Source organism: Scandinavium sp. (assembly GCF_032012665.1).
Lineage (GTDB): Bacteria > Pseudomonadota > Gammaproteobacteria > Enterobacterales > Enterobacteriaceae > Scandinavium.
The window spans coordinates 23710-48547 of the sequence record NZ_DALZVG010000006.1 but is presented as its reverse complement, the minus strand read 5'-3'; the positions used below and the strand labels follow the sequence as shown (position 1 = coordinate 48547).

General features: G+C 54.3%; 24 protein-coding genes. 15 read left to right on the top strand and 9 right to left on the bottom strand.

All coding sequences use genetic code 11. The annotated features are described in order from the left end of the window. Window positions 1-61 precede the first annotated feature (61 nt). Window positions 62-793, top strand: coding sequence for a MerR family transcriptional regulator (locus RTU33_RS07325; protein WP_312626327.1), 732 nt, complete (start codon window positions 62-64; stop codon window positions 791-793). Between the two features lie 36 nt (window positions 794-829). Further along, complete coding sequence (locus RTU33_RS07320) at window positions 830-1795, top strand: hypothetical protein (RefSeq protein ID WP_409438228.1); 966 nt, start codon at window positions 830-832, stop codon at window positions 1793-1795. A 245-nt stretch (window positions 1796-2040) separates the two neighbouring features. Here RTU33_RS07320 and RTU33_RS07315 read toward each other — a convergent pair whose 3' ends face one another. Beyond that, window positions 2041-2349: a porin gene (locus tag RTU33_RS07315; RefSeq protein ID WP_312626326.1), complete on the bottom strand. Its 309-nt coding sequence runs from the start codon at window positions 2347-2349 to the stop codon at window positions 2041-2043. A gap of 1 nt (window position 2350) precedes the next feature. On the opposite strand from RTU33_RS07315, the gene RTU33_RS07310 reads away from it, so the two are divergent. After that, window positions 2351-4129, top strand: coding sequence for an ATP-binding protein (locus RTU33_RS07310; protein ID WP_312626324.1), 1779 nt, complete (start codon window positions 2351-2353; stop codon window positions 4127-4129). Between the two features lie 97 nt (window positions 4130-4226). Here the strand turns inward: RTU33_RS07310 and RTU33_RS07305 are convergent, their stop codons facing one another. Next, window positions 4227-6416, bottom strand: a complete 2190-nt coding sequence (locus tag RTU33_RS07305; protein ID WP_312626323.1) for a hypothetical protein — start codon at window positions 6414-6416, stop codon at window positions 4227-4229. A 516-nt stretch (window positions 6417-6932) separates the two neighbouring features. Here RTU33_RS07305 and RTU33_RS07300 point away from each other — a divergent pair. Further along, the gene (locus tag RTU33_RS07300; RefSeq protein ID WP_312626322.1) at window positions 6933-7436 is read left to right on the top strand and encodes an NlpC/P60 family protein; all 504 of its coding nucleotides are present in this window, start codon (window positions 6933-6935) and stop codon (window positions 7434-7436) included. Window positions 7437-7484: 48 nt separating this feature from the next. Here RTU33_RS07300 and RTU33_RS07295 read toward each other — a convergent pair whose 3' ends face one another. Then, window positions 7485-8621: an alpha/beta hydrolase gene (locus tag RTU33_RS07295; RefSeq protein ID WP_312626321.1), complete on the bottom strand. Its 1137-nt coding sequence runs from the start codon at window positions 8619-8621 to the stop codon at window positions 7485-7487. 171 nt (window positions 8622-8792) lie between these two features. Between RTU33_RS07295 and RTU33_RS07290 the strand changes: the two genes are divergently transcribed. Further along, entirely contained in the window at window positions 8793-9752 is a 960-nt protein-coding gene (locus RTU33_RS07290) for an omptin family outer membrane protease (RefSeq protein WP_312626320.1), read from the top strand. 156 nt (window positions 9753-9908) lie between these two features. Here the strand turns inward: RTU33_RS07290 and RTU33_RS07285 are convergent, their stop codons facing one another. Both RTU33_RS07285 and RTU33_RS07280 read right to left on the bottom strand, forming a co-directional pair. Beyond that, window positions 9909-10325, bottom strand: a complete 417-nt coding sequence (locus tag RTU33_RS07285) for a hypothetical protein (RefSeq protein ID WP_312626318.1) — start codon at window positions 10323-10325, stop codon at window positions 9909-9911. Further along, complete coding sequence (locus RTU33_RS07280; protein WP_312626317.1) at window positions 10231-10557, bottom strand: hypothetical protein; 327 nt, start codon at window positions 10555-10557, stop codon at window positions 10231-10233. The genes RTU33_RS07285 and RTU33_RS07280 overlap by 95 nt, the downstream gene beginning before the upstream one ends. 458 nt (window positions 10558-11015) lie before the next feature. Here RTU33_RS07280 and umuD point away from each other — a divergent pair, with 458 nt between their 5' ends. The 4 genes from umuD (at window position 11016) to map (ending at window position 13889) form a co-directional block, all read left to right on the top strand. Beyond that, entirely contained in the window at window positions 11016-11435 is a 420-nt protein-coding gene (gene umuD, locus RTU33_RS07275) for a translesion error-prone DNA polymerase V autoproteolytic subunit (protein ID WP_312626316.1), read from the top strand. A gap of 2 nt (window positions 11436-11437) precedes the next feature. Continuing rightward, window positions 11438-12700: a translesion error-prone DNA polymerase V subunit UmuC gene (gene umuC, locus RTU33_RS07270; protein ID WP_312626493.1), complete on the top strand. Its 1263-nt coding sequence runs from the start codon at window positions 11438-11440 to the stop codon at window positions 12698-12700. 210 nt (window positions 12701-12910) lie between these two features. Next, window positions 12911-13129: a ParD-like family protein gene (locus tag RTU33_RS07265; RefSeq protein ID WP_097163124.1), complete on the top strand. Its 219-nt coding sequence runs from the start codon at window positions 12911-12913 to the stop codon at window positions 13127-13129. After that, window positions 13110-13889, top strand: a complete 780-nt coding sequence (gene map / locus RTU33_RS07260) for a type I methionyl aminopeptidase (RefSeq protein ID WP_312626313.1) — start codon at window positions 13110-13112, stop codon at window positions 13887-13889. Before RTU33_RS07265 ends, map begins: the two co-directional genes overlap by 20 nt. A gap of 42 nt (window positions 13890-13931) precedes the next feature. On the opposite strand, the gene smrA is transcribed toward map, so the two are convergent. Further along, window positions 13932-14495, bottom strand: a complete 564-nt coding sequence (gene smrA, locus RTU33_RS07255) for a DNA endonuclease SmrA (RefSeq protein ID WP_312626312.1) — start codon at window positions 14493-14495, stop codon at window positions 13932-13934. A 372-nt stretch (window positions 14496-14867) separates the two neighbouring features. Beyond that, window positions 14868-15779 carry a LysR family transcriptional regulator gene (locus tag RTU33_RS07250; protein ID WP_312626311.1) on the bottom strand — a complete coding sequence of 304 codons (912 nt, stop codon included), beginning with the start codon at window positions 15777-15779 and terminating at the stop codon, window positions 14868-14870. Window positions 15780-15947: 168 nt separating this feature from the next. Here RTU33_RS07250 and RTU33_RS07245 point away from each other — a divergent pair, with 168 nt between their 5' ends. From RTU33_RS07245 to uspE, 6 genes are all read left to right on the top strand, one after another. Continuing rightward, window positions 15948-17258: a M20 family metallo-hydrolase gene (locus RTU33_RS07245; RefSeq protein ID WP_312626310.1), complete on the top strand. Its 1311-nt coding sequence runs from the start codon at window positions 15948-15950 to the stop codon at window positions 17256-17258. Beyond that, window positions 17258-18703 (top strand): M20 family metallopeptidase, encoded by a 1446-nt coding sequence (locus RTU33_RS07240; RefSeq protein ID WP_312626309.1) that lies wholly within the window; start codon window positions 17258-17260, stop codon window positions 18701-18703. The genes RTU33_RS07245 and RTU33_RS07240 overlap by 1 nt, the downstream gene beginning before the upstream one ends. 54 nt (window positions 18704-18757) lie before the next feature. Next, on the top strand, window positions 18758-20284 hold the full coding sequence (gene abgT / locus RTU33_RS07235; RefSeq protein ID WP_312626308.1) for a p-aminobenzoyl-glutamate transporter: 1527 nt from the start codon (window positions 18758-18760) through the stop codon (window positions 20282-20284). Between the two features lie 9 nt (window positions 20285-20293). Beyond that, window positions 20294-20809 (top strand): methylated-DNA--[protein]-cysteine S-methyltransferase, encoded by a 516-nt coding sequence (gene ogt, locus RTU33_RS07230; protein ID WP_312626306.1) that lies wholly within the window; start codon window positions 20294-20296, stop codon window positions 20807-20809. Window positions 20810-21003: 194 nt separating this feature from the next. Then, window positions 21004-21756 carry a fumarate/nitrate reduction transcriptional regulator Fnr gene (gene fnr / locus RTU33_RS07225; protein WP_152958553.1) on the top strand — a complete coding sequence of 251 codons (753 nt, stop codon included), beginning with the start codon at window positions 21004-21006 and terminating at the stop codon, window positions 21754-21756. A 138-nt stretch (window positions 21757-21894) separates the two neighbouring features. Then, window positions 21895-22845: a universal stress protein UspE gene (gene uspE / locus RTU33_RS07220; protein ID WP_312626304.1), complete on the top strand. Its 951-nt coding sequence runs from the start codon at window positions 21895-21897 to the stop codon at window positions 22843-22845. Between the two features lie 77 nt (window positions 22846-22922). Here uspE and RTU33_RS21850 read toward each other — a convergent pair whose 3' ends face one another. Together RTU33_RS21850 and RTU33_RS07215 are read right to left on the bottom strand one after the other, a co-directional pair. Next, window positions 22923-23000 (bottom strand): YdiH family protein, encoded by a 78-nt coding sequence (locus tag RTU33_RS21850; protein ID WP_409438230.1) that lies wholly within the window; start codon window positions 22998-23000, stop codon window positions 22923-22925. Beyond that, the gene (locus RTU33_RS07215) at window positions 23000-24691 is read right to left on the bottom strand and encodes a methyl-accepting chemotaxis protein (RefSeq protein WP_312626303.1); all 1692 of its coding nucleotides are present in this window, start codon (window positions 24689-24691) and stop codon (window positions 23000-23002) included. Before RTU33_RS07215 ends, RTU33_RS21850 begins: the two co-directional genes overlap by 1 nt. Between the last annotated feature and the right edge of the window lie 147 nt (window positions 24692-24838).

The window sequence follows — 24838 nt, the reverse complement described above, 5'->3', positions numbered from 1 at the left end:
ACAAGCCAGTCTGATTCGTTAGTTTAGGCACGGACGTATCGGTATTCGTATGAGGGAAACTATGGCCTTTTACAGCATCGGCGATGTCGCCGAACGATGCGGTATCAACCCCGTGACTCTGCGCGCCTGGCAGCGACGCTACGGTTTACTCAAACCCCAGCGCAGCGAAGGCGGGCACCGGCAGTTCGATGAGGAAGATATTCAGCGCATCGAAGAGATCAAACGCTGGATTAAAAACGGCGTGCCGGTCGGCAAGGTCAAGGCGCTACTTGAAGAGAGTAAAGTCGCCGCGCGTGACGACTGGGGCACGCTACAGGAAGAGATGATGGCGGCGCTGCGTTCAGCCCACCCGGCAAAGTTACGAGCCAAAATCGTGGCGTTAAGCCGTGAGTACCGCGCAGACGATCTCATCGACCATGTCTTCATCCCTACCCGCCAGCGCCTGAGCCTTGATCACAATACCGCCCGTATCATGTGCAGCATGCTGGATGGCGTACTGATTGAGTTTGTCGCCATCAATCTCGCGGAATTGCGCAAGAAAGCCGGGAAAGACGCCCTGCTGATCGGCTGGGATACCGAAGACAGAACGCGGCTGTGGCTTGAAGCCTGGCGCCTTTCTCAGCAGGGCTGGCACATTGCCGTGCTGGCCGAGCCGCTCGATTCCCCGCGCCCGGAGCTGTTTCCCGGGCAGCAGCTTATCGTCTGGACAGGAATCACCCCTACCCGCCGCCAGCAAGAGCTTTTACAGCACTGGCATGAGCAGGGCTACTCGCTTATTTTTCACCAGCCCTGAACCAGGGTCGGGAGTGAAGCACGCCCGGAGAGAAGCATGCACCGCAGGATGAATATCGTCGTTTTATCGGCACTGGTTGCCGCCCCGACAGCGGGCTTCGCCGCCCCACAAAACTATCTCTATACCTCCTCCGGCGAACTGGCAGAGCACCGCACACTCCTGGAACGCCCGGACATTCAAGGTGTACAAATCGTCTATTCATGGAAACAGCTGGAAACGGCCAAAGGCGTTTACGACTTTTCGGCAATTGAACAGGATCTTGCGCAAACGGACACGCTGCATAAAAAGCTGTTCATCCAGATCCAGGACCGTTTTTTCGAAGCTCAGGCACGCAACATTCCCGCCTACCTGCAAACGCCAGCCTACGGCGGTGGCTTAGTGGCGCAGACCGATAATCCCGGCGAAAACAAAGCCCCCGCACAAGGCTGGGTGGCGATGCAGTGGAACGCGCAGGTTCGTGAGCGTTACCAGCAGCTGTTAACGGCGCTGGCGGCGAAATTCGATGGCAAAGTAGCGGGCATCAACCTGCCGGAAACGGCAATTGATATCGACATGAAAGACCCAAAAAGCGGCTTCACCTGCGATCGTTATTTCAACGCCACTCTCGACAACATCCGCTTTGCCCGCCAGGCCTTCACCCGCTCGCACGTGGTGCAATACGTGAATTTCTGGCCGTGCGAATGGAACAACGACAAACGGTATATGTCGCGCCTGTTTGCTACCGCAGAAAAAAATCACATCGGCCTGGGTGGCCCGGATATCGTGCCGAACAAGCAGGCACAGATGAAAAATGCCTATCCGTTTTTCCATCAATACAAGGGCAAGCTGAGCCTTGTAGCAATGGCGGTCCAGGAGCCGACGCTCAGCTACACCAACCCGAAAACCGGAAAGAAATTTACTCGTGAGGCGTTCACACAGTTTGCCGACGATTATCTGGGGGCAGACATCATTTTCTGGAGCACGCAGTCTCCATGGCTCAAGCCGCCACGCGCGGCGTTTTAAGCCCGTCCGTACTCTGCAACCTCTGTCATCTGCAAGACGCCAAAGCCCACCTGCGACATTTCAGGTTAGTTGCAGGCTCCGCGTTGTAGGGGCATGATGCCCCACTGTTCCGCTACTTCAATTGTTTAGCCAGGAAACTTGCCAGCCGGCAACAATCCGCTATATGAGTAACATTGAGGAAAGCTCATGTAATACCGGCCGAAGCCATTCTGCCGGTATTACATGTTTCAGAAGGAAAAGAGCGATCAGAAGTGATAAACCATGCCGGCTGCGGTGACGTTAGCGCTGCTTAGCTCATGCGCTCTCACGGCATCCGATCCGCCGTTCAGCCGGTTAATTTTATGGTCGACATACAGGGTGAAATGCTCGTTGAGATCGTAAAACAGCGCCAGATCGAGATATTTAACCCTGTTGAAGCGAGAATGCTCCGGCGTGTACGCCACGGACTGGAGCCACGCGATGGACGGGCGGAACCCGGACTCAAACTGATACTGTCCGACAATCTCAAGATTTTTTGTTTTCTGCGCCATCGCGCCATCATCAAGCGCCGTCATATTGTGCGTTTCCCCCCAGCTCACCGCCATTGAGCACATCGAGTTCGATCTGGCGGATATCGCCACCCGCTCCCTGGCCATTTTCGCCCCCGTGGCTCAGGCCAAAGGGGTTACGCTTGTCGGTGAGCCCGGCAGCACGGTTACCCTGCCGATGACCGGCGATCCCACCTGTCTCCAGCAGGTCCTCAATAATCTGCTTTCAAATGCCCTGAAGTTTACCGAGAGAGGACAGGTTGTACTGCGTCTGCGCGTTGATAATACGGCCGGTGAATTACACATTGAGACAGAGGATAGCGGCATCGGCATGACCGCCGAGCAACAGGCGCTGATTTTCAATCCCTTCAGCCAGGCGGATGAAACCATCAATCGTCGCTACGGCGGCACCGGTCTGGGGCTGGCGCTGTGTATGCGGCTGGTGCACACCATGGGTGGTGCGATTTCAGTCACCAGTGAGCCGAATAAAGGTAGCCTGTTTCGCATTACCTTCCCGCTCTCCGCCTGCACCGGGCAGGCAGAAAGCCCCCGCTTTGACGGCCAATCGGTGACCCTCATTTGCGCCGATCCCTCACACCGAGCCTGGTTGGTTCAGGCATTGCAGACCTGGGGACTGAGCGTCGAGGACTTTCAGCATCCGGCGCTTCTTGATGACGGGGCATTATCCCGCCTGTCTACCCTGATATTGTGGGGCGATCGCAGCACCTGGCATCCGGACGACGAAAACCGGCTGGTCGAAGAGGCCAGCCAGGTTATCGATTGTCTTCTCGGTGGGCCGCAAACGCCCGTCAAAACCGGACGCCTGCTCAGTACATCGGTGTATGGCCTGAGAGGCCTGGCGCAGGCCCTGGGGCATGTGATGCAGGGCGCTCCTTTACCGGCCGAAGAGAGTCCTGAGACAGGATTTTCCCGCTCGCTGCACGTCCTGGTGGCAGAAGATAACCCGGTAAACGCCCAACTCTTCGAAGAGCAGCTACAGCTGTTAGGCTGCTACACGACGCTGGTTACGGAGGGAGAAGAGGCGCTACGACAGCTGCGGCAGGCAAAGTTCGACATTCTGCTCACCGATTTGTCGATGCCGGGTATGGATGGCTACACCCTCGCGAGGCGGGTCAAAGCCGAGTGGCCGGATCTTCCGGTAATGGCCATTACCGCCAACGCCACCGAGCAGGAGTATCAGGCTTGCGAGGTCGCCGGAATGACGCGGGTACTGACCAAACCATTGCTGCTGGCGGAGCTGAAAGACGTGCTGTCCGGGATTATGAATGACGACGAAAACGCCACTGATGCGCACGAAGACTCTCTACCGCTGTATATTCCCTCGCGCCCCGCACCCGCTCCGGGTTTTCTCGGCGGCAGCACTCTTCCCGATGACGTGAAGATTATTTTTGAGAAAACCTGTGCCGATTCCCTGCTTGCCATTGAACTGGCCCGTCACCATGATGATGCCGACACCATCTTCCAGCAGATACACTCTCTCAGCGGCGCGTTCGGCGTGTTTGAGATGAAGGGCATGATTGATCTGGTGAATGAGGCGGCGCACGTCGTGAAATCGTCAGGTGTTCGGGCAGCAGATGTGCAGCTGGAAACGCTTTGTCAGGCGCTGGCAAAAGTGGTGAAAGGTGAAAGTGTTGAAGTGCACAACAGCAAGCCGGAGGTTTATCTGTTGCTCGACCAGATAGTTGCACTGGCGAACGCTACCGCGCCCCCTGAAGTCAGCACACAGATAGCCAGGCTGGAGCAAAAGCTTCGTCTGTTATTGGCCGTTAATACTCAACCGGATTGAGCGAAAAAAAAACGGTAACCCGACTGGCGGATTACCGTTTGATTTCATGTTGCCGGATGGCGGCGTTATCGCCTTATCCCGCCTACAAAACGACGAGTTACATCACCGTCACGTGGATATTCTGTTCAACCAGTACTTCCGTTGAGCCAGATACCCAGGTGTGATAAACCACGCCGCCGACTTCAGCCGCACCGGTTTCCGTCCAGTTATCCGTCTGGGTATCAACCAACTGCAGGCTGTTGGAGCCATCGCCGTTCACCACGAACTGGTTCTTACCATCGGCAACCATCAGGTCCTGCTGGCCGAGGCCTTCCAGGGCACCCGCGCTCAGGCTCAGGCTGTTGGCGTTCCCCTGGCCGAGATCGATCTTCTCGATACCGGTGATACGGCTCACCAGCGCATCCAGATCCAGCGACATGTTTTTGCCGTCCAGCAGCAGCGTGTCGATACCGTCACCGCCGCTAATGGAGGTAAACGCCGTGCTGGAGATGCCAATCACGTCATCACCTGCACCACCGCGTACCGAAGTCAGCGAGTCGCTGCTGAGCAGCAAACCGGACTGTGAACCATCGTCAAACAGCATCCACAGGTCGCCGTGGGCCGCGCCGTCTGTAAGGCTGAAATCATCGATACCTGCCTGAACAGACGTCTGATCCGGAGTGACTTCCAGGCCGAGGCTGGTATCCAGATCGATAAGACGACCTTTCACCGCCGAGCCACTGCCGTCACCCACACCGTTGTCGGTCCAGGTGACAAACAAGCGACCATCATCAAGGAACGTCGCATCAGGGCTAACCTGATCGCCTTTCATCAGTTGATGAATACGGATCTCCTGGCCGATGCGGTGGCCCGCATCGTCAAAGAACTGAGCGTAAATACCGTAGCTATTAGCACCCGGCGCGATGTCCGCCGCCGACAGGTACAGGGTCACGAACCCGCCGCCCGGACGGTAAATGGTCACCGGCTGCTGCTGATTGCCAGGCGTATAGGAGTTTATCAGGAACTCATTGCTGACGGCTTCGCCCTGTGGATTATAAATACGCCCCCAGGCTCCCCATCCTGACTGGTCAAGGCCAGAATTGTCGTTAGAATCCCAGGTCACAACAAAGTTACCATTAGCGAGTTTCGCAATGTTAGGTGTTCCCTGTGTGCCATTAGTCGTTTGGTTTGCCCGAATTTCCTCGCTGTAAGTTTTTGTTTTCGTATCATAAATACGGAAATAGGCATCACCACTGGTGGTATTTTTAGCGTATGTAACAACAACCAGCCCGTTATCCAGTGAAGTCACCCCAGCGCTAGACGCAGGTTCTGCCCCGCCCCAGTCTATGCTAGTGACCTGCATCTGGCTTCCCGCAACCTGCTGACCTTGAGCAGTATACTGAGCACTGCAAATCTGCCATGTTCCGCCATTACTTGCCTGCCAGACCAGCATGTAGCCACCGTCCTCCAGAGCGGTCATTACCGGGTTATGACTGTATTTCAGGTCCGCTTGCGAAATGATTTGCTCATCGCCTAACGTAACCACCCCGCTGATCTGTCCATTTTGATCGTAAGTGTAACCATAGTGCTGAGTACGGATGAAGTCGCCCGCCCCTTCCTTGCTGTGGTAACTCACAACAAACGAACCGTCGCTCAGGGTGATAACATCCGGTTTGCCCTGGAAGTTCGAGGTAACGCTGTTATTGACCCGGAATTCATCTCCGACAGGCATACCTGTGGCATCAAAAACCTGCGCCATCACGTCAAAATTACCCGTCTGATAACTTTGCCAGACCACAACGAAGCCACCGCCTGGCAGTGAGGTCGTTGATGAATTCGACTGCTCGTTGGTCATTGTCCGGTTGACCTGGAATTCAGAATAGAAGCTGGCATCAATATCAATTGTGACCCCTTCAATACCGAATTTGTTGCCATCGATCTGATCGCTTTGCCAGGTGATGAAGATATCGCCATTGTCCAGTACAGCGGCATCGATAATATTGAGCAAATCAATATTATCCCAACCAGCACCCTGGTTCCCCAGAATGGTAGGGTTGACCAAAAATTCATGCCCTACCCATTTCGCCGCATCACGGGAGGTGATAACCAGGTTATCCCCCACGCGTTCTGCCTGCAGGATCTCCTCAATAACACGACCGTCGGCCTGGTGGATAACATAAACACTGGAGGAGGCGTACAGCAGATTTTGTGCCGGATTCGCCTGGCTGGCATCCAGAGAATAACTCTGAATGAGTGACTCATCAGTGATAACGGAGAAGTAGAGAGAACTGTCAGTAATGTTTTTCATTTAAATACATATCATCAGATAATAAATAAAGGAGCTTCTAAGATGGTCCGCAAAACCATAAAAGTTTCCCCAGTGGAATAACCTGTAGCGCAACGGTGTGAGCAATATCAAAGATAAAAGGATCGATGCTCTTACCGTTTTCATCAGGCATGCCGGGCTGAGGCTGCTTAGAAAATGTTGCGACTTGGCGCGATGAGAAGATTACGGTGGGTGGCTAAAAATAAATACCTGACCAGTTCGAAATCACGCCAACCTGAAGGCTTACCGGAGATGATTTTCACTTTTCAGGGGCAGACCTGGAGCCAACGTGCGGCTTTCACGTTCGGAGCGGGAGGAAGTTATCAGCTCATACTGCCAGCACAATGCTATCGAGGGGGAGTGGGCCAAATGGCGCTGGCAAATGAAAGTCATATTCTGCATTCCATTTTTTAGTACTAGTAATATTGTCCCCCCCTCCCCATCAGGTTACTTTTTAACCACACCCCGTTTTTTATTTTTCACATGAACTAATTAACTATGTATTATCCATTTATAACGCTCTGCTTTTTATTATCACTGTTTCTTTCTTCTGATGTAAAAGCCTCAAATTTTTATATTAACGTCGAGCGAACGCCTTCTCACACCAAAGTCAAAGAAGAGGATATTCGCAAGAAGATACTCTCACAATATTCCCACTGGCAGGGCGTGAAATATCAATTTGGCGGAACTACAAAAAAGGAAATTGACTGCTCTTCATTAATGCAGCAGATATTCCATGCGGCCTTTCCGGATACGTTGCGCACCCGCCTTGCGCGCACCACGGCAGAGCAAATCAAGCAGGGAGCTCAGGCCTCTCCTGTTAAGCTCATGCCCGGCGATCTGCTGTTCTTTCAAATGTCGCCCCGTGAGCGTCATGTCGGCGTTTATATTGGTAACGAGCAGTTTGTGCATGCCTCAACAAGCAAAGGCGTTATGATTTCGGATCTGAAAAACGATTACTGGAAAATACGCTTTAAAACCGCCAGCAGGGTTATTTCATAATTAAAGTATGCTAAAACTCAGCCCGCGCGAAAGGCGGACTGAACCGGATTATTTCTCTGCCTTCAACCCCAGCACAAATGGCACGGAGTCCCGCAATGACGGATTAACGGTGCCGCTGTGATCGAGGCCCGGATAGAGATGTTCGCTCACCTGCGTGCCTGCCGCACGAACGTCGCGGGCAAACTGCTGCTGCATTGCTGTAGGCACGTTGATGTCATCCCCGCCGATGCCGATAAACACCGGATGTTTCAGGTGCAGCGTCGGGTACGAAAGCGAACTGACGGAGGCGTTCAGCAAATCCTGAATCCCCGGCCTGAGGCTGTTCTCCATCGTCAGTTTGTCTTTCATCACGCTTTCCGTTAATGGCGTTATGCACTGGCTTTTCGCCTCGCCGAGCAGAGCCAGCGCCGCAGTCTGGAAATAGTCTGCCGCTTTCAGGTTCGGATCCCGGTCTGCCGCTGAGTGATAAATGTAGAACACGTAAGGGATTTTCGGGTCGCCGGCGGTGCGCTGCTTATCGCCTGTGGTGGTAAAGAGGCCGGAGACCTGGCTTTGCGCGGTGAAGTACGGCGTACCGGTTAGTACGGTGCCAATGATATTCAGCTCCGGCGCATAGGCGGGCTGGTAACCGGCGGTAGCAAAGGCGGCATGTGCGCCCTGCGACTGCCCCACCAGCACCAGCTGATTTTTCAGCGGAAACGCTGCCAGCGCTGCGCGAATGCTGTCGAGCGTGCTCCACGCTTCAGCACGGGCATCCAGATAGTGGTGCAGCCCGGCGGAGCCGAGCCCCGGATAGTCGGGCGCCACAATGGCATACCCAAGCGAAAGCCAGGTGTTGAGATACTGGCTGTCACGCGCGGTGCGCGGGTTCAGAGACGGCGCGCAGCTATGGGCAATGCCCACGGTGCCGTGCGTCCACACAACTACCGGCCAGCCGCCTTCCGGGGTCGGGCCTTCGGGTAAAAAGACCGCGGCGCTGTCCACACGCATCCCTCTTCCTCGCACGCCATCCATTGAGCGGTATTCCACGCGGTACTGGCTGGCTGCCTCCTGCAGGCCTGCCGTCTGTGCCAGAATGGATTGACTGACGATCTGTCCCGTTTCAGCAGCAAACGCAGCGCTTAACGGTGCCAGCAGCAGACAGGCCAGGAGGTTTTTCCTGAGCGATCCTGTGACTTTGTTCATCAACAACTCCCTGATCGATTTTTGTGTTCAGAGCACTATTTTACGCCACAGAAGACTGAACCGTGGGTCAACAAGGGGGGTGAAAGCAGCAGAATGGCATTTCGGGCAAACACGTATAAACTTTCGGTATTCTTCAGCGGCTTCGTTGCCCCCTGACCTCTACGAGACCTCATGAAAACTCATCCGCTACTTTTTCTGCTCTCCGTTACCGCCTCTTTTTCCACCTGCGCAACGCCCTATCTCACCGGTGAACCGACGCAATATGAACATGATGGCCTATCGCTGAACGCGTCCCTGGGCTACCTCAGCGGAGAATCAAAGGAGTTTGTCTATTATCAGGGGCAGCAGCTCAGCCGCCTGGACTGGAAGCTGAAAAATGCCGCCATTATTAAAGCGGAAGCTAACTATGATGCCCTGCCCTGGCTTAGCCTGAATGCCCGGGGCTGGACGACGCTCGCCTCCGGCAGCGGTCATATGAACGACTACGACTGGCAGGATCTGAATTCGAGTCACTACACCGACAGTTCCTCAAGCCCGGCGACCGTTAACGAAGCCAACGAGTACGATCTCAGTCTGCGCTTCTGGATGTTCAATCAGCCTTCCTACAAATTCGGCGCGGTGGCAGGCTATCAGGAGAGCCGCACCAACTGGCTGGCAAGCGGTGGCACCTATGATTACGCGGGCACCGATGCCAACGGTGACTATGACCCGAACGCTCCGCGTGAGCAGGGTTCCTTCAAGGCAGGACAGCCCGCAGTCGGCTATCGCCAGGTCTTTAAGACCCCCTATATTGGCCTCGCGGGCTACTATTCTCTGGCGCAGTTTGAGCTCAGCGGATTGCTGAAATACAGTCATTGGGTAGACGGCACGGATCATGACGTCCATTACATGACCAACGCGACCTCCACCACCAGCACCAACAGTGGCGAGCTCTGGGCGGGCGTGGTCAATGCGGGATACTGGGTCACTCCACAGGCCAAAGTCTTTACCGAAGCCGCATACACCTATTACCCGAACAAGCACGGCGATGAAAACCAGTGGGATGAAGATGGCCATGAATACGGCCCTGGCGGCGGCGGATTGCAGAGCCGGGCCTGGAGCCTGTCGGCAGGCGTGCAGTATTTGTGGTAAAACGGGCCTTGATCCCCCCCTCTTTCCGCGATACTGATTATTTATACAGTATCGCGGAAAATTATCACCATGTTCGCCCTTGTCGACGATGCGCTGTCTCACGGAAAGTCATACTGTCGTACCCGTTTCCTGGAGCCATCGATCAGAACTGCCACCTTACCCCGCCGGTATAACCCCAGCCTTTGGCTCCATTGCTATTGAATTCTTTGCGATAATCCACCTCTGCGTACAGATTGCGCCCCCGTTGGCGCCAATCATCTCCAGGGTTTTTCCGGCAGCCACATTGACCCTTGCATTCGGACCGCTGGCATTAATGACAATGCGATTGCCGATGGCCTGCGCGACATCGTCCGTCGGGTCATCAGCGGAAATGCGGTAATCCACTGCGCTTCTACTGCGGGTAAAGGCTTTATTGAATTCAGTGAGGTAGGGCATTTTGTCGAGGTTGCCCGTTTTAAGCTGGGCGATCAGCCAGTCGTTATAGTTTTTCAGCCCTGCCGCCGTCGACGTTGAACAGCGTGCTCTGCTTGGCTGCCAGCGTCCGGCCGTTGGTTGACGCGCTGGATGTCGCATTGTTCTGACCAATATTGACGTTCAGCGTACCGTTCGTCACGTCGGCAATCCGCATATTGATGTACTGGTTGTCCTGAATACTCCCCACATCGGCACCCAGTACGCCACGATCGTTAACAATACGATTGATCCCCTGGCGTGTGCCAATCGTCGTACTTACCGAGCCATCCACTCCGGGTTGAAAAAGCTGATTACCGGTTAAATCAACCAGCAGACCATCCGAGACCGACATGTGTCCATATAACTGATCGTTATCGACGGGGTTATAGGCCTGTAATGTTACGGCAGCCGCAGGAAGCGGAAACAGAATGATTGACGGGGAAGAAAGTGAAGAAAAGACAGCAAGGGTGATTCTGGACAGACGTAAACGTGAGTACGATACAATATGCGTAATGGTCTTATTAAATCCCAATGTTGTATTGGGATTAATCAATGTATAGATGCAGTTGTTTCATTTATCAAAGGCAAGTTGGAAACAGTAAAGGCTTAGGATTTTTATGGTTTATGGGTAAGCGTATACCGACTGCTTACGACTTCGCTGCTGCAAACTTACTCAGCTTACTGCTTACAAGGTAAAACCTAAATTCTTCGCAACTTCAAACGGTTCCAGAAACCTGCTTAGAAGAGGGTTGAACGTGTGAAAAACTCAGTGATACTGTATATAAACACAGTTACATTGAGTTCCTCACCATGCAGCTTTTTTATCCCACAGAGATTGCCCCCGCCATCCATCTTCCTCTTTTTACGGAGCGAGTATCTTGTGGTTTTCCTAATCCCGCACAAGACTACGTCGAAGATAGGCTGAATCTCAATACGCTTTTAATAGCCCATCCTTGCGCCACGTATTTTATTAAAGTAAGCGGTGACTCGATGACGGGTGCTGGAATTGGAGATGGTGATCTTCTGGTCGTTGATCGTTCGCTGTCGGCAAGCCATGGCGATATTGTGATTGCTGCTGTAGCCGGCGAGTTTACTGTCAAGGAATTACGTACGCACCCAGCCTTGCAGCTGGTTCCTTATAATGACAATTACTCGCCGATTACATTTCATAACCCAGAAGATCTCGAAATATTTGGCGTAGTGACATTTTCAGTGAAGTCACATAAATGACGATGTTTGCTTTGGCCGACGTCAACAGCTTTTATACGTCATGTGAAACGGTATTTCGCCCGGATTTAAAGGGAAAACCCGTGGTGGTGGTCTCTAACAACGACGGCTGCGTCATTTCGCGTTCAGCAGAGGCAAAGACGCTCGGCATCGCTATGGGAGAGCCTTTTTTCAAACTGAAAAAGAAAACGTTCTCATCTGCAGTGCACGTATTCAGCTCGAACTATGCTCTTTATGCTGACCTCAGTGCGCGAGTTATGCAGACGCTGATGGAGATGGCGCCAGCCATTGAGATCTATTCAATCGATGAAGCCTTTATCGACTTATCCGGCGTAGCCAACTACATGTCGCTGACAGAATTTGGCAAGGCCATGCGGAACCAGGTGCTTAAAAATACCGGGCTCACGATCGGAATCGGTGCTTCGCAAACTAAAACGTTAGCAAAATTAGCAAATTATGCAGCCAAACGATGGCCGGGTACGGGAGGCGTGGTTGATTTATCCGACATATCACGTCAGCGGAAGCTGCTAGATCGCGTGCCTGTGGAGGAGGTATGGGGAGTCGGAAGGCGCATCAGCAAAAAACTGAACAATATGGGGATCAGTACAGCGCTGGACTTAGCCAATAGCTCACCCTGGGTCATCAAAAAACATTTCAACGTTGTTCTGGAAAGGACGCTGCGTGAGCTGCGCGGTGAATCGTGTCTGGAGCTTGAGGAGTTCGCGCCGAATAAACAACAAATTATGTGCAGCCGCTCTTTTGGGTATCGCATTACCGAGTATGCAGATATGCGCCAGGCTATCTGCACCTATGCTGAACGCGCTGCAGAAAAATTACGTAGCGAACACCAGTTTTGTGCTTTTGTTAGCGTCTTTCTACGCACCAGCCCGCACGCAGATAATGAAATTTATTATGGGAACCAATCATCTACGAAACTACTGATACCCTCTAATGATACACGTGACATTATACGTGCATCTACAGAATCACTGGATCGGATATGGGTCGATGGTTATCGCTACATGAAAGCTGGCGTAATGCTTGCTGACTTTTTTAGTCGCGGCACTGCACAGCTTAATTTTTTTGATGATCTCGCCCCCAAGGCTAATAGCACTGCACTAATGACGGTAATCGATGGTATTAATGCGTCGGGAAAAGGGAAAGTCTGGTTTGCTGGTCAAGGTATCCAGAAGCCCTGGGCAATGAAGCGTGAAATGCTATCCCCGGCTTATACTACGCGCTATTCAGACCTGCCTGTCGCTAAATAAGAACGAGAGCTGGCCTTTCAGGCTCGGTTGCTGTAGCGATACTTTCTCCCGCTGCGCCAGCGCAGGCTGATGGCGCGTACGCCGGTGGAAGGAGTCTGGGGCGTGGCCCCCCCCCCCCGGTTGAGCGACGTTCCACGCACAATTGACTAAAGACATCCTCATGCAAACAATATACGATTTATATATGTTTCATATACGGTGTGTATATTTATGGGAATCGTCAAAATTTCGGACCTGCTGCACGAGGACATTCGTGATGCCAGCAAAGCGATGTCGCGTTCGGTCAACGCACAAGCGGAATACTGGATCCGCCTCGGCATGATGAGCGAACTCTATCCGGAGCTGAACTATCAGCAAATCAAAATGATGATGCTGAAATCAGGATCTGACCGCTTACTGGAGGTGATCAATGCCATCAATTCCCATTAAAACCGCCGATGAGCTCGCCCGCCAGCGTCATGCCGGTGAGCTGCTGGCCTCCGTCTTTGACATGCTGGACGTCTTTATTCAGCCCGGCGTCACCACCATGGCAATCAATAACAAAGTCGAAGATTTTATCGTCAACGAGCTGCATTCGCGCCCGGCCAGCAAAGGTCAGTATGACTATCCTTACGTGCTGAATACCTCGGTTAACGAGGTGGTGTGTCACGGTATTCCAAAGGAGACGGAGCATCTGCGTGCCGGAGCCATCGTCAACGTCGATATCACCCTGGAAAAAGACGGCATGATTGCTGACTCCAGCAAAATGTACCTGATTGGCGACGTCTCCCCACTGGCCCGCCGCCTGGTGAACAAAACCTATGAAGCAATGTGGAAAGGCATTCAGGTGGTGAAGCCCGGCGCCACGCTCGGTGATATCGGGCACGCCATTCAGAAATACGTTGAAGATAACGGCTACAGCGTGGTGCGCGAATACTGCGGACACGGCATTGGCAAAGAGATGCACGAAGATCCGCAGATCCTGCACTACGGCAAGCCAGGCGTTGGCGACGTGCTGCGCGAAGGGATGGTCTTTACCATCGAGCCGATGGTGAATCAGGGCGACAGCAAAATCAAAACCAAAAAGGACGGCTGGACGGTGGTGACACGCGATAAAAAGCTGTCGGCGCAGTGGGAACATACCATTGCCGTTACGGCCGACGGCTTTGAGGTGCTGACGCTGCGTAAAGGGGAAAGCATTCCGGCATAAGCGTTTAAGATATTGCCCGGCTGCGCCAGATGCAGTGTGGCATTAGCGGCTGCGCTTGGCGTGGCGTTCCCAGTTATCCAGTTTTGCCTGTTCGGATTTTTTCAGCGCCACATAGCACGCTCCGCTGCCGCCGTGATGCGGTAGCGCGCAGCAAAACGCCTGCACGTCTTCAAATTCCGTGAGCCATCGCGCCAGATAGCTACGAACAACATTGGCGTGTGAGCCATCTGCTTTGCCTTTGCCGTGGACAATCAGAACGTTTCGCAGTCCGTCCCGGTGGGCCTGAAGAATAAACGCATACAGCATCTGTCGGCACTGTTCCACGGAGTGGCGCAGGAGCGTGAGGCTCGCCTGCTGGCTGTATTTCCCGGCGCGCAGCTTATCCAGTACGCCGTTTTGCAGCCCTTCTCGCTTAAACTCCAGCGGTGTGTCGAGCGGAACAATATCGAGAAAACCGGTGGTGAGAAAGTTATCGAGCTGTAGCGTGTCGATGTGGGCCGGAGCACGGGTATTACGGGTTGGCTGCCAGTTCGCCTCGTTGTTACGCTTCAGGGGCTGTACGTCCTCCATGGCGTCAAGAAACAGAAATTTGTCGTCAGGGTTCATCGTTACCTCCTCCCGCTACCTTCACTGCCGGAAGGCTACTATAGCCGCGCCCTGTCCTGCGCTCAACGCTTTTGGTTATTTCTGGAAACAGATTTCCTGAAGAATATATTCTGGTTCGAAAGTGAAGCGAATAAAGGAAAAAATAGTTAACCATTACTTAACTAAAATTAATTGACGTTAACATGCAACACACTATTAACGAAACGTGAAATATATCACCCAAGAAACTGGTATTTATGCCTGAATTCGCTATAACTGTATTACCTGCACGGGGGAATCAGGGGCAGGAAGACGGTATGGAAATATTGCTGTGTATACTGTGGGATCTGGCGGATGTCGGCAGATCCTGTTTTTTTATTTAGCTATAAATAATCACCCCTGGAATAATTGCTGACTTTGTCGGCGAAATTGCGTAATCAGCGATGCGGCAAGCGGCGTCTGCTGCGCATCCCGGCGCTGAATCAGGTAGTAAGCGGCTTTCGGTAAAGGCTCCACCACCGGGATCATCACCAGACGGTGCGCAATCAGCGGGTCAGTGCCTAACTCTTCCGGCAAAATACTTAAGAAATCACTTTGCGCAACCAGGCTAATACAGGATGAGAACGTTTCACATACCACGCCGACGGTCGGTATTTGTGCCCGATGGCTGAATAACTCCTCAAGCTGTTTGTAATAACTGCCGCGCGGAGTCGGCATCGTCCAGTTATATTTCAATAGCGCACTAATGGATTGCGCACCCTGCGCAGGATGATCGCGCCGGGAAAATATCGCGAAGTTTTTTTCAAATAATTTTTCAAACGTAAATTCGTAATCGTAAGGGCCCTTATAATAACTGTTGATGGTGAAATCCAGTTCGCCCTGACGTAATTCATTGATCATCGACACCAGCTGCCCTTCCATGATCCTGACCTTCACGCCCGGGTGCTGCTGGTGAAAGCGGTTAATCACCGGCGGCATCAGCGTGCGTGCCACGCTTGCGCCCATCCCGATATTTATCTGCCCGGTTAATCGCCCCTGGCGCTGCTGAATTTCCTCCTGCGCCGCACGCAGCTCTTCCAGAATTAAATTAGCGTGCTGGTAGAAACTTTCCCCGCATTCGGTTAATGCCACGCCTTTGCTGCGGCGAATAAAGAGCTGGGCTGAAATCCCCTCTTCCAGCTCTTTTATCGATTTGGTGAGCGCGGGCTGTGAGAGCTGAAGCGCACGGCTTGCACCACGAATACTGCCCTGCCTCGCGACCTCCACGAAGGCCCGAATTTGATGAATTTTTACCTGAAAGGTCATGCCCGCTCCGCGATAACCACTGTTTATCAGACACAAGAAACTGGCATCTACTGTAATGCAAAGGGATATGGCAGGGTAATGAGCGAAACGTTAAAAAATTATTACTGATAAGTAAAAACTATCGCACCGTGAAGCGATTCACACTTTTTACCGATAACAGGAAACGTTATGTCATTACTTACCGAATATGTGGCGTCGCTGGCGACGGATCTGCGTGCCTGGCGCCGTGAATTTCATCATTATGCCGAATCCGGCTGGCTGGAATTTCGCACTGCCGCGCGCGTGGCGGAGATCCTCGACGGCCTGGGTTATCAGCTGGCCGTTGGTCGCGATGTGGTGGATGAGCAGAGCCGGATGGGTCTGCCGGATGAAACGACTCTTGCGCAGCAATATGAAAGAGCCCGCCAGCAGGGTGCGCCTGAGCGCTGGCTGCCTGCTTTCGAAGGTGGTTTTACCGGCGTGGTCGCCACGCTGAATACCGGGCGTCCCGGCCCGACTCTCGCTTTTCGCGTTGATATGGACGCACTCGACCTCAATGAGCATCAGGACGACAGTCATCGCCCTCACCGGGACGGATTCGCCTCCTGTAATGCAGGCATGATGCACGCCTGCGGCCACGACGGGCATACCGCCATCGGTCTCGGCCTTGCTCATGTGCTGAAGCACTTTTCCGGCGAACTCCGCGGCACGATCAAACTGATTTTCCAGCCTGCCGAAGAAGGCACTCGCGGCGCTCGCGCAATGGTCGCCGCAGGCGTGCTGGACGATGTGGATTACTTTACAGCGGTGCATATCGGCACCGGCGTGGAAGCTGGCACGGTTCTGTGCGGTGCCGATAACTTTATGGCTACCAGCAAGTTTGACGTGCGTTTTACCGGTGTTGCCGCGCACGCAGGCGGAAAACCGGAGGAGGGTCGCAACGCGCTGCTGGCTGCGGCGCAGGCAGCAATATCCCTGCACGCGATTGCCCCGCACAGCGCGGGAGCCTCACGGGTGAACGTTGGCGTGATGCAGGCCGGGACCGGGCGCAACGTAGTGCCTTCATCAGCGCTGATCAAAGTGGAAACGCGTGGCGAGAGCGAAGCCATCAATCAGTACGTTTTTGACCGGGCTCAGAGCGTGATTGCAGGTGCTGCGGCGATGTACGAAGTGAGCGCCGATGTAAAACTGATGGGCGCAGCGACGGCAAGTTCCCCTTCCCCTGAATGGGTAAGTTTCCTGCGCGAACAGGCGGTTCAGGTGCCCGGCGTGGAAAAAGCGATAGACAACGTGCCCGCTCCGGCAGGATCGGAAGACGCCACGCTGATGATGGCACGCGTCCAGGCGCGCAACGGCCTCGCATCATACATGGTGTTCGGGACCGATCTGAGCGCCGGGCATCACAACGAAAAATTCGATTTCGACGAGCAGGTGCTCGGCATCGCCGTGGAAACCCTTGCCCGCGTAGCGATGGGCTGTGCACAGAAAGGAGTCAATTAATGCAGCAGATATACGATTTTGTAGCCGATACCCTTAACGCCCGCCATCAACAGTTCAGCGATATCGCCGACGAGATTTGGGATCATCCGGAAACGCGCTTTGAGGAGTTCTGGTCCGCCGAACGGCTCGCGAGCGCCCTGGAAGCCGAGGGCTTCAGCATCACGCGCGAAGCGGGCGGTATTCCGAATGCCTTTATCGCGAGCGTAGGCAGCGGAAAACCGGTTATTGCCGTGCTGGGCGAATATGATGCGCTGGCAGGCCTCAACCAGCAGGCGCACTGCGCGGAGCCCACTTCATCGACCCCAGGCGCGAACGGCCATGGCTGCGGACATAACCTGCTGGGTACAGCGGCTTTTGCTGCCGCCGTTGCGGCTAAAGCATGGCTGGAACAAAACGGTCGTGAAGGCACGCTGCGTTTTTACGGCTGCCCGGGCGAAGAAGGCGGCTCCGGCAAAACCTTTATGGTGCGCGAAGGCCTGTTCGACGACGTGGACGCTGCCGTCACCTGGCATCCTGAGGCTTTTGCGGGGATGTTCAGCACCAGTACGCTGGCGAATATTCAGGCCGCCTGGCGCTTTACCGGCGTCGCGGCGCATGCGGCAAACTCACCGCATTTAGGCCGCAGCGCGCTGGACGCGGTGACGCTGATGACCACCGGCACAAATTTCCTCAATGAGCACATTATCGAAAAAGCCCGCGTGCACTACGCCATTACCGACACCGGCGGTATTTCTCCCAACGTCGTGCAGGCGCAGGCCGAAGTGTTGTACCTGATTCGCGCGCCAGAGATGGCCGACGTTCAGCAGATTTACCAGCGGATTGAGAAAATTGCTCAGGGCGCGGCGCTGATGACGGAAACGACGGTCAGCTGTCGTTTTGAGAAAGCCTGTTCCAGCTACCTGCCCAACCGCACGCTGGAGGCGGCAATGTATCAGGCGGTTCAGCACTACGGCACGCCAGTATGGAGTGAAGAGGAACTGGAATTTGCCCATGCGATTCGCACCACGCTAAGCGAAAACGATCTGCAAAACAGCCTGCAAAACATCGCTCGCACCGGCGCGCAGGAAGGTATTAACTTTGCCCGCCGTCATCAGAAAACGCTGCTTATTGATGAGGTTGCGCCGTATGTGCCCAATAGCGAAGTGTTGCCGGGGTCAACGGACGTGGGTGACGTCAGTTGGAAAACCCCTGTCGCGCAGTGCTTCAGTCCCTGTTTTGCCGTCGGCACGCCTCTGCATACCTGGCAGCTGGTCAGCCAGGGCCGCACATCCATCGCGCATAAAGGCATGCTGCACGCCGGGAAAATCATGGGCGCAACGGCCATTAACCTGTTTGATGACCCGGCACTGCTGGAAGCCTGCCGGACAGAGCTGGCACAGCAGCTTGAGGAGCGGCCATATCACTGTCCGATCCCGAAAAACGTGACACCGTCACCACTTAAATAATCATTATAAAACAACTCATAACACAACAAACACAACGACACCCGAGGAACGCCCATGAGTATGTCTTCCATACCTTCGCATTCCCCCACCGGTAAGCTGTATGGCTGGGTAGAAAAGATTGGTAATAAAGTGCCGCACCCTTTCCTGCTGTTTGTGTACCTGATTGCGGCATTGATGATAGCCACTGCCGCGCTTTCGGCTTTCGACGTGAGCGTAAAAAGCCCAGCGAACGGCACCACCGTTGTGGTCAAAAACCTGCTGAGCGTGGAGGGGCTGCACTGGTTTTTGCCGAACGTCATTAAGAACTTCAGTGGGTTTGCGCCGCTCGGTGCCATCCTCGCGCTGGTATTGGGCGCAGGCCTTGCCGAACGCGTCGGGCTGCTGCCCGCACTGATGGTGAAGATGGCTTCCCACGTCAGCGCGCGTTACGCAAGCTATATGGTGCTGTTTATTGCCTTCTTCAGCCATATTTCGTCCGACGCCGCGCTGGTGATCATGCCGCCGATGGGCGCTCTGATCTTTCTCGCCGTTGGTCGACATCCGGTTGCAGGCCTGCTGACCGCCATTGCAGGCGTTGGCTGTGGTTTTACTGCGAATTTGCTGATTGTTACCACCGACGTTCTGCTCTCCGGTATCAGCACCGAAGCCGCGAAAACCATGGACGCCGCGATGTACGTCAGCGTTATCGACAACTGGTATTTTATGGCAAGCTCGGTAATTGCGTTGACGGTTGTCGGCGGTCTCATCACCGATAAAATCGTCGAACCGCGTCTTGGCCTGTGGCAAGGCAACGATGAGGAAAAGCTGGAAACCCTGAGCGCCGAACAGCGCTTTGGCCTGCGGGTGGCGGGAATTGTCTCGCTGCTGTTTATCGGTCTGATTGCGCTGCTTATCGTTCCCGAAAACGGCATTCTGCGCGATCCGGTCCTGCACACCGTGCTGCCGTCACCCTTCATTAAAGGCATCGTGCCGCTGATCATCTTTTTCTTCTTCGTGATCTCGCTGGCGTATGGCCTGGCGACAAAGAAAATCCGCAGTCAGGGAGACATTCCACACCTGATGATCGAGCCGATGAAGGAGATGGCCGGGTTTATCGTCATGGTCTTCCCGCTCGCCCAGTTTGTGGCCATGTTTAACTGGAGCAATATGGGCAAGTTTATGGCGGTTGGCCTGACCGATATTCTGGAAGCCGCAGGCTTGAGCGGCGTGCCTGCGTTTGTCGGGCTGGCGCTGCTCTCTTCTTTATTGTGCATGTTTATCGCCAGCGGCTCGGCAATCTGGTCGATTCTGGCGCCGATATTTGTGCCAATGTTCATGCTGCTTGGCTTTCACCCGGCGTTCGCGCAGATCCTGTTTCGGGTGGCGGATTCCTCTGTGATCCCGCTGGCACCGGTATCTCCGTTCGTGCCGCTGTTTCTCGGCTTTCTCCAGCGCTATAAGCCAGAGGCGAAGCTCGGTACCTACTATTCTCTGGTATTACCCTATCCGCTTATCTTTTTAGGGGTATGGTTGCTGATGCTGGTGGCGTGGTATCTTGTCGGCCTCCCCATTGGGCCGGGGGTTTACCCGCGGCTGAACTAAGGAAATGTGATGCTGAGATTGCTGGAAGATAAAATCGCGACCCCGGTCGGGCCGCTGTGGATCCTGTGTGATGAACAGTTCAACCTGCGCGCCGTCGAGTGGGAAGAGCACAGCGATCGTATGGTGCAGCTGTTGGATCTGCATTATCGCGCGGAGGGCTATGAGCGAATCCCTGCCAGCAATCCTAACGGGCTGAGTCAGAAGATGAGAGAGTACTTCGACGGCGATCTCAGCATAATCGACTCCCTGCCAAGCGCTACGGGCGGTACCGACTTTCAGCGTGAAGTCTGGCAGGCGCTGCGCTCTATTCCCTGCGGTCAGGTGATGCGCTACGGGCAGCTTGCCGAACAGCTCGGACGACCAGGCGCGGCGCGGGCTGTAGGCGCGGCCAACGGTTCGAATCCGGTAAGCATCGTCGTGCCCTGCCATCGCGTGATAGGCAGCAACGGTACCATGACCGGTTATGCTGGCGGCGTGCAGCGAAAAGAGTGGCTGCTGCGCCACGAAGGCTACCTGCTAATTTGATATTTAGTGCCTTTCTGGAAATATCAGACAACTTTACTGACAGCAGGCTCCAGTTTAAATTCATAGATTTCATGGGGATATAACCCTTCGGTTATTTCCCTTGCTTATATTACGTGAATCGGATTTTGAAGGCTTACTTGCTCCCCAAAAAGATGTTAAAATTGACCAATATCAATTAAAGCCTGAGCAAATCTATGATCCCGGAAAAGCGAATTATTCGACGCATCCAGTCTGGCGGTTGTGCTATCCACTGCCAGGATTGCAGCATCAGCCAGCTCTGTATCCCGTTCACCCTCAATGAACATGAGCTCGATCAGCTTGATAATATCATCGAGCGTAAAAAGCCGATTCAGAAAGGGCAAACCCTGTTCAAAGCAGGCGATGAGCTGAAATCGCTGTATGCCATCCGCTCCGGCACGATCAAGAGCTACACCATCACCGAACAGGGCGATGAGCAGATTACCGGTTTCCACCTGGCAGGCGATCTGGTCGGTTTCGACGCCATCGGCACCGGTCATCACCCAAGCTTCGCGCAGGCGCTGGAAACGTCCATGGTTTGCGAAATCCCGTTCGAAACCCTGGACGATCTTTCCGGTAAAATGCCGAACCTGCGCCAGCAGATGATGCGTCTGATGAGCGGCGAGATCAAAGGCGACCAGGATATGATCCTGCTGCTGTCGAAGAAAAATGCGGAAGAGCGCCTGGCAGCGTTTATCTATAACCTCTCCCGTCGTTTCGCCCAGCGCGGCTTCTCTCCGCGTGAGTTCCGTCTGACCATGACCCGCGGTGACATCGGTAACTACCTCGGCCTGACGGTAGAAACCATCAGCCGCCTGCTCGGTCGTTTCCAGAAAAGCGGCATGCTAGCGGTAAAAGGTAAGTACATTACCATCGAGAACAGCGATGCGCTGGCCGTTCTGGCCGGACAGGCCCGCAACGTCGCCTGATCCCCCTTTTTTTCCGTTCGCCGGATCGCTAAATTTTTGTGATTTATTGATCTGGCGAAGGTTATCCCCTGTTTCAATCACTCCGGATGGGTTATCTTTTATTTACAGACTGTGGTGACAGTTGTAAGGAGACCCTGTATGGCAAAGTATCAAAGCATGCTGGTAGCCATCGATCCTAACCAGGACGATCAACCCGCATTACGGCGCGCTGTGTACCTTCATCAACGGATTGGTGGAACCATTAAAGCCTTTTTGCCGATCTACGATTTTTCGTATGAGATGACCACCCTTCTGTCGCCTGACGAGCGCACGGCTATGCGTCAGGGCGTCATCAGCCAGCGGACCGCGTGGATCCGCGAACAGGCAAAATTTTACATAGATGCCGGCGTGCCGATTGACATCAAAGTCGTCTGGCATAACCGCCCCTTCGAAGCCATTATTCAGGAAGTGATGAGCGGCGGGCACGATCTGCTGCTCAAGATGGCCCACCAGCACGACAAACTGGAAGCGGTGATTTTCACCCCCACCGACTGGCATTTACTGAGAAAATGCCCCTGCCCGGTGTGGATGGTGAAAGATCAGCCGTGGCCGGAAGGCGGCAAAGCGATTGTGGCAGTCAATCTCGCCAGCGAAGAGGAGTATCACAACGCCCTCAATGACAAACTGGTACGGGAAACGCTGCAGCTTGCCGAGCAAATCAACCACACCGAAGTGCATCTTGTGGGCGCCTACCCGGTCACGCCAATCAATATCGCGATTGAGCTGCCGGATTTCGACCCGAGCGTGTACAACGACGCCATTCGCGGCCAGCATCTGCTTGCCATGAAGGCGCTACGGCAGAAATACAGCATTTCAGAAGAGATGACCCACGTCGAGAAAGGCCTGCCGGAAGAGGTCATCCCGGATCTGGCTGAGCATTTGCAGGCGGGGATTGTGGTACTGGGCACGGTTGGACGCACAGGCCTTTCTGCCGCATTCCTTGGGAATACCGCGGAACAGGTTATCGATCATCTGCGCTGCGACCTGCTGGCGCTGAAGCCGGATCAGTATCAGACCCCGGTCGAGCTTGACGACGAAGAAGACGACTAAGCATCCAGCCTTAGTCTCTTAAAAAAAGAAAAACCCGGTGAGCTTCCTCACCGGGTTTTTTATGTCTGACAGAGGGATCAGTGGATACCCAGACACCAGGCGTAGTTGATCTCTTCTTTGAGTTCGAAGGATGACAGTGCCACCGGCCTTTTCATCAGAACGTTTCCCAGTTATCGCCCTCGGCAAGTGCCGGGCGCTGTGGCTGATAGCGACTGGCGGAAGGCGCAGGCGGCTGGCGATTTATGCTACCCGCGTGCTGCAAACGAAACGCACCGACTGCCTCCGTGAGGCGTGCGGCCTGCTCTTCCAGTGAACCAGCCGCCGCAGAGGCCTCTTCCACCAGCGAGGCATTTTGCTGGGTGACGTTGTCCATCTCCGTAATCGCCTGACTCACCTGCAAAATCCCCCGACTCTGCTCATCCGAAGCCGCGGCGATTTCCAGCATGATGTCGGTGACGCGTTTGACCGCCTCCACGATGTCACTCATGGTGCTGCCCGCCGCAACGACTTCTCCGGAACCGCGTTCAATCAGCATGACGGATTCACTGATAAGCCCTTCAATCTCTTTTGCTGCCTGGGCGCTGCGGCTGGCGAGCGTGCGTACTTCGCTTGCGACCACAGCAAAACCTCGTCCCTGTTCCCCTGCACGCGCAGCTTCCACCGCGGCGTTCAGCGCCAGAATGTTGGTCTGGAAAGCAATGCTGTTAATCACAGCGGTAATTTCAGATATTTTCTTCGAACTGGCAGAGATGTTGCCCATCGTCGACACCACGCCGGAGACAATCTGCCCGCCGCGCGTAGCTTTCCCGGAGGCATCTTCCGCCAGTCTGGAGGCGTGATGCGCGTTATCGGCGTTCTGTTTCACCGTGGCGGTCAGTTGCTCCATGCTGGCGGCTGTCTGCTCAATCGCCGCGGCCTGCTCTTCAGTACGGGAGGACAAATCCGTGTTGCCTGCGGAAATTTCGCTGGTACCGCGATAGATCTCTTCGGTGCCCTGACGCACGGTGCCAACGGTTTGCGCCAGCGCGTGCTGCATTTTTTGCAGGTCGTGGCTCAGCTTACCGATTTCGCTGCGGCCCGTCGCTTCATCGGCCAGCGTCAGATCGCCATCCGCAATTTGCTCGATACGGTGCAGAGCGCGACGCAGAGGATTAATAACGGTTCGGCGTAACGCAACAAACGTAAGCAACGTTAAAACCAGCGCCAGCACAAAGGCCCCAACCATAAAGGCGAGACCAAGCTGGGTGCGGCTGTGTGCCGTTTCGGACAGATGACGAGCCCGTTCGCTGCGGATCTGAATCGCCTTAAGCAACACGTCGTTGTAAGCGGCATCCAGTTGGCGGGCGTGCTCGTTTTCATGGTTGATGATCGCCTCAAACATACCGTTTTTGGCATATTTCAGCATCGGCTGCATGCCATCGATGTAGGCTTTGTAGCGCGCATTGATCTCACCATCCAGCGCTTCATCAGCCGGTGTTTTCACTTCACGATTCACGTACTGCGCGAAGCCTTCCTGAGACTGTTTGATGCGCTGCTCCGCTTCGGCGATATTGCGCTTCATATCATCCATTTCGGCAATGCGGCTGGCGGCGCCGGCGTGGATCAGGTTGATACGTGCTGTTCGCAGATGGTTTGAGCTGTTCGATAAACCCATGCGAACTTCTAATTCCTGAGTAACGTCACCCTGGTCACGATCGGCCTGCAGCAAAAAATAGCCCGCAAGGCCCGAGCTCAGCGCGAACAGCAGCAGGATCCCCCCGAGAATGGAGGAGAACAGCGGCACGAGACGGATATGGTGTAAAAAACTGACGGTTTGCGACTTTTGCCCTACGGCTGATTTATCCATGGCTTATCGACTCTCTTATAGTAAAGACGTATCAAAACGTCCGTAAGATTGTCATCGGCCCGGCGCGCCGATTGCTTACCGGTAAAAGCGCTACGTGGGTCACATTTTGAACATTAAAAAGGAAAGCCAGCGGACGAACGCCGCTGG

What these genes read in the sequence shown, in the direction of transcription:
- RTU33_RS07325 (WP_312626327.1), top strand. Translation starts at nt 62, where the DNA reads ATGGCCTTTTACAGCATCGGCGATGTCGCCGAACGATGCGGTATCAAC.
- RTU33_RS07320 (WP_409438228.1), top strand. Translation starts at nt 830, where the DNA reads ATGCACCGCAGGATGAATATCGTCGTTTTATCGGCACTGGTTGCCGCC.
- RTU33_RS07315 (WP_312626326.1), bottom strand. Translation starts at nt 2,349, where the DNA reads ATGACGGCGCTTGATGATGGCGCGATGGCGCAGAAAACAAAAAATCTT.
- RTU33_RS07305 (WP_312626323.1), bottom strand. Translation starts at nt 6,416, where the DNA reads ATGAAAAACATTACTGACAGTTCTCTCTACTTCTCCGTTATCACTGAT.
- RTU33_RS07300 (WP_312626322.1), top strand. Translation starts at nt 6,933, where the DNA reads ATGTATTATCCATTTATAACGCTCTGCTTTTTATTATCACTGTTTCTT.
- RTU33_RS07295 (WP_312626321.1), bottom strand. Translation starts at nt 8,621, where the DNA reads ATGAACAAAGTCACAGGATCGCTCAGGAAAAACCTCCTGGCCTGTCTG.
- RTU33_RS07290 (WP_312626320.1), top strand. Translation starts at nt 8,793, where the DNA reads ATGAAAACTCATCCGCTACTTTTTCTGCTCTCCGTTACCGCCTCTTTT.
- RTU33_RS07285 (WP_312626318.1), bottom strand. Translation starts at nt 10,325, where the DNA reads ATGCGACATCCAGCGCGTCAACCAACGGCCGGACGCTGGCAGCCAAGC.
- RTU33_RS07280 (WP_312626317.1), bottom strand. Translation starts at nt 10,557, where the DNA reads ATGTCGGTCTCGGATGGTCTGCTGGTTGATTTAACCGGTAATCAGCTT.
- umuD (WP_312626316.1), top strand. Translation starts at nt 11,016, where the DNA reads ATGCAGCTTTTTTATCCCACAGAGATTGCCCCCGCCATCCATCTTCCT.
- umuC (WP_312626493.1), top strand. Translation starts at nt 11,438, where the DNA reads ATGTTTGCTTTGGCCGACGTCAACAGCTTTTATACGTCATGTGAAACG.
- RTU33_RS07265 (WP_097163124.1), top strand. Translation starts at nt 12,911, where the DNA reads ATGGGAATCGTCAAAATTTCGGACCTGCTGCACGAGGACATTCGTGAT.
- map (WP_312626313.1), top strand. Translation starts at nt 13,110, where the DNA reads ATGCCATCAATTCCCATTAAAACCGCCGATGAGCTCGCCCGCCAGCGT.
- smrA (WP_312626312.1), bottom strand. Translation starts at nt 14,495, where the DNA reads ATGAACCCTGACGACAAATTTCTGTTTCTTGACGCCATGGAGGACGTA.
- RTU33_RS07250 (WP_312626311.1), bottom strand. Translation starts at nt 15,779, where the DNA reads ATGACCTTTCAGGTAAAAATTCATCAAATTCGGGCCTTCGTGGAGGTC.
- RTU33_RS07245 (WP_312626310.1), top strand. Translation starts at nt 15,948, where the DNA reads ATGTCATTACTTACCGAATATGTGGCGTCGCTGGCGACGGATCTGCGT.
- RTU33_RS07240 (WP_312626309.1), top strand. Translation starts at nt 17,258, where the DNA reads ATGCAGCAGATATACGATTTTGTAGCCGATACCCTTAACGCCCGCCAT.
- abgT (WP_312626308.1), top strand. Translation starts at nt 18,758, where the DNA reads ATGAGTATGTCTTCCATACCTTCGCATTCCCCCACCGGTAAGCTGTAT.
- ogt (WP_312626306.1), top strand. Translation starts at nt 20,294, where the DNA reads ATGCTGAGATTGCTGGAAGATAAAATCGCGACCCCGGTCGGGCCGCTG.
- fnr (WP_152958553.1), top strand. Translation starts at nt 21,004, where the DNA reads ATGATCCCGGAAAAGCGAATTATTCGACGCATCCAGTCTGGCGGTTGT.
- uspE (WP_312626304.1), top strand. Translation starts at nt 21,895, where the DNA reads ATGGCAAAGTATCAAAGCATGCTGGTAGCCATCGATCCTAACCAGGAC.
- RTU33_RS21850 (WP_409438230.1), bottom strand. Translation starts at nt 23,000, where the DNA reads ATGAAAAGGCCGGTGGCACTGTCATCCTTCGAACTCAAAGAAGAGATC.
- RTU33_RS07215 (WP_312626303.1), bottom strand. Translation starts at nt 24,691, where the DNA reads ATGGATAAATCAGCCGTAGGGCAAAAGTCGCAAACCGTCAGTTTTTTA.